Source organism: Nocardia sp. BMG111209 (assembly GCF_000381925.1).
Lineage (GTDB): Bacteria > Actinomycetota > Actinomycetes > Mycobacteriales > Mycobacteriaceae > Nocardia.
The window spans coordinates 5,047,025-5,053,862 of sequence record NZ_KB907307.1 but is presented as its reverse complement, the minus strand read 5'-3'; the positions used below and the strand labels follow the sequence as shown (position 1 = coordinate 5,053,862).

Genomic DNA, 6,838 nt, shown 5'->3' with positions numbered 1-6,838 from the left:
GAGGACGGGGTTGTTGGTTTGGATGGATATGGACATGAAGTAGAACTGGGCGAGGTTGAACATGCTGCCGGGTTCTGCTTCGCCGGCGACGGTGGCGGCGTGGGGGTCGGCGACGAAGTTGTGCAGGCCGGTGGGGCCGGAGGCGGCTTCGTTGGGCCAGTTGTCGGCGTTGGGGGTGATGGGGTTGTTGGTGTTGAAGGTGTAGGGGTCGCCGGTGGTGGGGACGATGAGTTCGAAGTTGTCGTGGTTGGTGGTTTCGGCGAGTTCGTAGGCGTTGGCTGCGGCGGCGAAGGTTTTGCCCATGTCGGTGACGATTTGTTTGTGCTGGCGCAGGCGTTGGGCGAGTTCGGCCCATTTGTTCTGGAGGAGGTGGCGGAAGCTGGTGGCGGAGCCGATGGTGTCGTTGTCGGTGTGTACTACCGGTGCGCTGGAGTGGGTGTTGTAGGCGTCGGAGGCGTAGGTGATGAGGGGTTTGGAGGGGGTGTGGGTGCCGTTGACGGTGGTGAGCAGGGATTCGATGGTGGCGAGTAGGGTGTGGCAGGCGGTGATGCAGGCCTGTGCGGAGCTGGCGTCGAACAGTAGTGTTCCGCCGACGGCGTTGTCGAGCAACGTCGGCCACGCAGTCGTGTCCTTGATCCCCGTCCCACTCACCAGGCACTCCCGTCTCGATCGAGCCAGCTGCGCGGCTCGTAGTCGTGGTCCTTCTCGTCACCGATCTCGTTCTGTTCCACCGCATCCTGGGTGGGCAGGCCGAGCAGATCCAGAGTCCGTTCCGCGAACCCCTGCTCGGCGAGCTGGGTGCGCCGGGTCAGCCCGGCACGGTTGGCGGCCAGCCGGCACAGCCGCAGCAGATCATCGGCCAGATCCTCCGGCTTGCGGCGCAATTGCGCGGCATCGACGTGCAATGCCATCGGCAACCCGGATTCGGTTGCGGTCACCCGGATTTCACCACCGCGCAGCGCCGCGTGGCCGGTGGTGTAGGTGGTGAACACCGGCTCGTCCGGCTCCGGTTCGGGCTCGCTCAACGGCGGTTCGGCGGCCGAATCATCCGGTGCCTCGGTCGATTCGGGATCATCACCCTCGTAGACGCCGTCGTGGAACGCGCCGGGATACCCGTCGCCGTCGTCCTCCGGAAACCAGGTTCGCTCAGGCACTGCGCTCGTCCTCCAATGTCTGCAGTACCTTGGCGATGTCGGCACCGATCATCGCCGCCAGCCGATGTGGGTCGGCCGCCACGGCGACCGGGGTGGTGGTGTCGGCGATCGCGTATCGGCCGTCGTCCACCAGATCCCGCCAGAATATTCGATGCCGGGTGATCCCGCGCGGCCCGAAAATCGAACTGCCCTGGAAAGTTTCGATGACGCCGAGGACCCGCATCGGCAGCCGCAACCACGCGTCGCTGCGCCGCTGCAGTTCGACGTAGCTGTCGAGCACCTCGGAACGGCCGTACCAGTGATCGGTGTCACTGCGGTCCGGTGCGTTCACCATCGGGGTGTCCGGCAACCGCCCCGGTTCGCAACCGGGCAGCGCGCCCACGATCGCGCCGGCCAGCCGGTCGGAGGTCCCCATGGTGATCACGAAACCACCGCTGTGCCACATGGTTTTGCCGGGAAGCTGCCGGATCAAAACCGCCACCGGACCCTGCCGGGCCCCCAGCACCCGCGCGCGTGCCACGGAATTCTCGGCATCGGCCGGATCGACACTGCGCGCCAGCACCCGGACGTCGGCGCGCGCCACCCGGCCCAGCGCGTCCTGCAGCGAACCGTCGTGCCGCTCCCACATGGTGTTCCACGTCCGGTCGGCCAGCCGCCGGTAGTCCTCCGCGTAGTGCTCGTCCAACAGCGCGCACAGTGGCGAGGGCAGTCGTTCCTCGAACAGTCGTTCCCAGGCGACGACCAGTTCGGCGTCGGTGAGGTTCCAGGTGACGCTCACCGGTCCAGCACCGGGCGGATACTGCGATCGAGTTCGCCGATCGCCTCGTCCAGATGTTCTGTGGAGTTGAGCAGTTCGGAGCGTTTACGCTCCTTCTCCTCGTCTTTCTTGCCGGCCGGTGAACCACCGAACGGCATGCCCGGCTCGCGGCCCTCCACCGCTCCGGCCCGGCCGAGCTCCTCACCCGGCAGCGGCATCTTGGAGCGCGGGAACAACTTCGACTGTTCCTGGAGCAGCTTCTCCTCCGCCGCAAGCGGATTCGAGCCACCGAAACCACCCTTGCCGCCGAGGCCCGACAGCAGGCTGCGCTCCGCCCGGGCCAGATCGCCGGCCGCGCCACCGAGCATGGGGTTGCCCATGAACGGCATTCCCGGGAACTCGCCGGAGGGATCGGAGAGCGGATCGGTCGGCAGCGTCGGCAGGCCGTCGGTACCCGTATCCGGTGGGGTCGTGGCGGCCGAGGTGAGCGGATCGGTGAGGCTCGGATCCGTTGTGGTGCCGGAGGTATCGGGAAGTGCGTCCGATATGGGGTCGACCGTTCCGGTGCCGCTGTTCCCGGTTCCGGTGTCACCGTTGTTCGGAATCGAGGTGGTGCCGGTTCCGGTGTCCCCGTTGCCGCTGGAGTAACTGCCGGAATTTCCGGTTCCGGTGTTGCCGGAGTTGCTGTTCGACGGGGTGTACTCGGTGTTCGGCGGGGTCGTGTCGACGTAGTTGCTCCGGAAGTTGTCCGGATTCGCGTTGGTCGTCGCCGGATTGCCGCTGTTCACGGTGCCGTCGGTGATGTCGGCCGGTTCCGAGAGCGCCACGACATTGTTGGTGGTCCCGCCGAAGTTGTCGTGGTAGTTCGTGGTGAACGCGGTCTGGTACTGCTGCAGCATGGTTTCGACCGCGGCGGGCGTGAGCTGATGCCCGGTGCCGTCGGTGGTCGGCGGATTCGGGGTCGTCGGCGCGGTGAGCTTGGTGTTCTGCAGCCAGTCCGCGGTGAAGATCAGCAGATCGCCCAGTTTGTTCATGTCGTCGGTGAGTACCTTCGACTGGGTCGTGTACTTCGTGGTCGCGTTGATCGACGCGGTCGCCCCGTTGCCGGTCCACTTGTCCCGGACCGAGGTGACCTTCGCGTTGAGTTTCACGAAGACCGGTTCCAGCGCGATCTGCGCCAGCCAATACCAGACGCCACCCGCATTCGCGACCGCCTGCGCATCGATGCTCTGTCCGATCGAATACAGCTGCTGCCAGCTGAGATTGGTGCCCTGCTCGGGCGTGATGGAGATGCTGTCCATCGGGGTGTCCGGCCAGTTCGGGGTGCCGCGTGGCGGGAGCGCCTGCACGAACGGTGCGCCGGGTGGCGGCGTGCCGCCGGGATCGTTGAACGACATGGTGGACAGCGCGCTGGTGGCGCCGAAGTTCTCCGCACTGGTGCCCTCGGCCCGCGCATACGCCTTTCCGGCCTCGACGAAGGCGTTACCCATATTCGTGAGGATGGTGCGGTGCTTCTCCATGCGCTGCACCAGATCGGTGCCGATCTTCTTGTGGAACACCCCCGCCAGATCGGTGCCGGAGGTCGTACTGGCGACCGTCGGACTGGCCGTCTGCATGTTCTGCAGGATCCAGGCGTGCACACCGACAACCGAATTCAGCGCGTCCTCGACGAAAAGAGCGGCCTGCTCGGCGGTTCCGGGCTCGAGCATGAGATCGTTGTTCTTCGCCGACGCGCCGAGTCCGGCCCAACCGGTGTCGTCGTCGAGGTTCGGATTAGCCACGGTGAACTCCCACGTGCCGTTCTGTATGGACTATCTATCACAGGCCGGGCACGGGCGCGCGTCGTGGGTCCGGGGGGTACCGCCTGTTAACCCACTGTTCCGCAGCGGATTTCGGGAAAGCCGCCGCGTGCGACGGAACTACCGGTTCAGGTCGCGCAGCGCGTCGATGTCGGCCAGCGTCTCCTCCAATCCGACCCGTCCCGTCGATTCCACGGTGATCGGCGCGAACAGCGCGGTGGTCTGCCGGGCCACGTCGGCGACGGCCTGCCGGGAGGCCTCCGTGATCGCGGTGGCGATCTCCTCGTACTCCAGATCGTCGATGTCGGAGGAGAATTTGATGTCGATCACAATTCCGTCGGCGTTGACCGTGACGGTGACCCGGCGGCGCTCGGCGGTGCCGATGCCCATCAGCCGCGTCCGTTCGTCCTGTAACCGATTGATTTCCGCGGCCTGCTCCCGGAATTCCGCAACATCAGCGGTGAAATCGTTGTCGGACAAGACATTCCCTTTCAGCGATCGAAGGTGCCGCGCTGTTGCGGCCGATATTCGACCGCGTCCTCGTATTCTGTTCGTACCGAATTGTTCTCCCGTTCACCGGGTGGCGTCAGCGGCGCCGGCGGCGGGGCGGCGATGCTCTGCTGCAGGTCGGGCAGGCCCTCGATGAAATCGCCCAGCTTCGGCAGGTGGGCCCGGGCGGCGTGCAGCGGGGCCAGCAGTTCGTCCGCCTTGCGCTTTACCTCGGCCGCGGCCTGCTGGGCAGCGGTCACCGTGGCCCGGGCGATCTGGCCGTAGCTCAGATCGTCGACGTCCTCGGTGAAGGTCGTGCGCACGATGGACCCGGATGCGTTCACCTCCACGGTGATTCGCCCGCGTTCCACACTCGCCGACGCGGTGAGCGCATCCCGGCGCTGCCGCGCGTCGATCATCTGCGCCATGACATCGTGGAAGGAATCCAAGAACTGGGCGAAATCCGTGACCAGTCGTTCGTTGGGTCGCGACACGGAATCAGTACATCACAAATCGGACAGCATCGTGAAGGTCCGCTCGATGCCGTCGGTGCGCACCGGCAGGCCGGTGTACTCGACCAGATACTCGAGCACCTCGGTGGCGTCGCGCTGTCCCTCGGCGTCCGGCAGCGTCACGACGAACCGTGCGGGGCTGGACCGGGACTCGCCGATGAGTGCGAGCAGCTGACCGCCGCGCAGCCGCAACACCAGCACCGGCGCGCCCTCGCGACCGGCCTCGTCGAACGTGGCCTTCACGGCGTGCTCGACCAGCGGCGCCGACAGCTCGATCCAGCCGATCGGCACCCCGGAGCCGGGGGAGGGCCACTCGTCCGAATCGACCTCCGCGAAAACCGGTTCCGGCCAGGGCCGGCGCCGCTCCAGCTCGGCCAGCAACTGCCGCAGGAAGGCCAGGATCGCCGGTTCGCCGTGCCCGCCCGCCCCCGCCAGCGCCGCCGGCGGCACCTCGGCGGCGGTCACGGCCCGGACGAACGCCGGATGAAATTCGTCGACGGTGGCCCAGTGACTGATGCGATCGATCAGATCGGTCGCGGCCCGGCTCACGAGTTCGGCCTCGTCGAGATCCGCGACTTCGCTCATCGCGGCACAGAATTCGGCCAGCAGGGTCTCCTGCCACTCGATCTCGTCGAACGACTCCTGTAGTGACGGTTCGGGATTCACGCTCCACCTTCCGGGATCAGGTGCCGGGGGGCTTGGACCAGCCCGACTGCTCCCAGATGCCGCTGCCGGTCTCGGGTACGGGCTGTTCCGGTTCGTCGGGGCGCTCCGCCTTGGCCGGCTTGCGCTTCTTGCGTTCGGATTCCGAGGATTTTGCGCCGGAGCCGCCGCCCGGGCCGCCGCCGGGCCCGTACGGCATGCCACCGGCCCCGGCGGCGCCCGCACGCGCTCCCGCAGCCGTACCGGCGGTGCCCTTCGCCAGTTGCTCACCTTGGAAGGGACCCTGGGGATTCGAGGAGCTACCCGCGGTGCCGCCACTGCCACCGGCGGTGCCGCCGGTCTGGCCGGATCCGGTGGGGGTGCTGCCACCGGTGGTCGCGGAGCGGCTCAGCGCGTCCTGGTATCCCGAACCGCTGCCACCGGTCCCGTAGCCACCGTTGGGGCCGCCCGCGGCGTACCCGCCGGTGAGGGGCAGCCCGTCGGGACCCAGCGGCGTGCCGTCGGGCGCATAGCCGTAGGGATCGGTGCCGGCCTTGGCCGCGGCGTATCCGGGATCGGTGCTGCTGTACGGGCCGCCCGAGCTGCCGTAGGCGCCGTCACCCGAACCCGTTCCGTCCGAACCGGTTCCGTTGCCACCCAGGCCGTCGGTGCCGAGGCCGTTCGTGCCGAGGCCGCTCGAACCCTGGCTGCCGGAGCCGAGTCCGTCGGTGCCGGAGCCGAGTCCGCTCGTGCCCGAGCCGAGCGAGCCCAGGCCGGAGCCGAGTCCGCCGGTGCCCGAGCCGAGGGAGTTCGGCGAGGTCGCGCCGGAGCCGAGTCCCGAGCCCAGCCCGCCGAGCGATCCCGCGGTGGGGACCGCACCGGCACTTCCGGCGCTCTGGCCGGTGCCCGCGGAACCGGCGCCACCGGAGCTTCCGGCGGTGCCGCCGCCACTGCCGCCGGAGGTACCGCCGCCGGTACCGCCCGAGTTTCCACCGCTGCCCGAACCGTTCGCGCCGCCGCTGCCGGAACCGTTCGCTCCGCCGTTGCCACCGCCGTTGTCGCCGTTACCGCCGCTGCCGCTGCCGCCGATCGCCGCGATGTACTTCTCGCCGAACGAATCCTCGTGTTTCTGGAACGCGTCGGCGGCGTCGACCATATCGGCACCGTATGTGCTGAACAGGTTTTCGTAGGAGGCGAAGGCGCCGTCCTTGCCGAGCAGGTCGTCCCGGGAAGCGATGTAGCCGCTGGCGCCCTCCGAGAATTTCTTGCCCATCTCGTCGTCGCCCCAGGGCTCTCCGAGGCTGTTGAGGCCACCGGTGAGGGTCGACACGATGGAGGCCAGCGTGTCCTTCAGGGCCTCGAAATTCTTTCCGGCGCGACGCAGATCGTCGATGTGGACCTCGAGCGGATCGCTGGACACGGAACCTCCTCGCGGGCAGGGCGGACACTGCCATCACACCACGAACACGAGGACTGCGGGCAACA

8 protein-coding genes are annotated in these 6,838 nt (G+C 67.8%); all 8 read right to left on the bottom strand.

Translation table 11 applies throughout. From position 1 onward, the window contains the following. On the bottom strand, nt 1-651 hold a 651-nt coding region (locus tag G361_RS50475; RefSeq protein WP_026343402.1), incomplete at its 3' end, for a hypothetical protein. Further along, a complete protein-coding gene (locus G361_RS51125; protein ID WP_019929544.1) occupies nt 648-1,154 on the bottom strand; it encodes a hypothetical protein in 507 nt (168 codons plus the stop codon). The genes G361_RS50475 and G361_RS51125, both read right to left, overlap by 4 nt. Then, the gene (locus G361_RS44635) at nt 1,147-1,932 is read right to left on the bottom strand and encodes an ESX secretion-associated protein EspG (RefSeq protein ID WP_019929543.1); all 786 of its coding nucleotides are present in this window, start codon (nt 1,930-1,932) and stop codon (nt 1,147-1,149) included. The genes G361_RS51125 and G361_RS44635 overlap by 8 nt, the downstream gene beginning before the upstream one ends. Continuing rightward, nucleotides 1,929-3,692: a hypothetical protein gene (locus G361_RS44630; RefSeq protein WP_019929542.1), complete on the bottom strand. Its 1,764-nt coding sequence runs from the start codon at nt 3,690-3,692 to the stop codon at nt 1,929-1,931. Before G361_RS44630 ends, G361_RS44635 begins: the two co-directional genes overlap by 4 nt. A gap of 138 nt (nt 3,693-3,830) precedes the next feature. After that, nucleotides 3,831-4,190 (bottom strand): YbaB/EbfC family nucleoid-associated protein, encoded by a 360-nt coding sequence (locus G361_RS44625; protein ID WP_019929541.1) that lies wholly within the window; start codon nt 4,188-4,190, stop codon nt 3,831-3,833. Nucleotides 4,191-4,201: 11 nt separating this feature from the next. Further along, on the bottom strand, nt 4,202-4,693 hold the full coding sequence (locus G361_RS44620; RefSeq protein WP_019929540.1) for a YbaB/EbfC family nucleoid-associated protein: 492 nt from the start codon (nt 4,691-4,693) through the stop codon (nt 4,202-4,204). 12 nt (nt 4,694-4,705) lie between these two features. Next, nucleotides 4,706-5,377: a hypothetical protein gene (locus G361_RS0123365; RefSeq protein WP_019929539.1), complete on the bottom strand. Its 672-nt coding sequence runs from the start codon at nt 5,375-5,377 to the stop codon at nt 4,706-4,708. Between the two features lie 16 nt (nt 5,378-5,393). Next, the gene (locus tag G361_RS47185) at nt 5,394-6,773 is read right to left on the bottom strand and encodes a hypothetical protein (RefSeq protein ID WP_052172702.1); all 1,380 of its coding nucleotides are present in this window, start codon (nt 6,771-6,773) and stop codon (nt 5,394-5,396) included. Nucleotides 6,774-6,838: the final 65 nt, after the last annotated feature.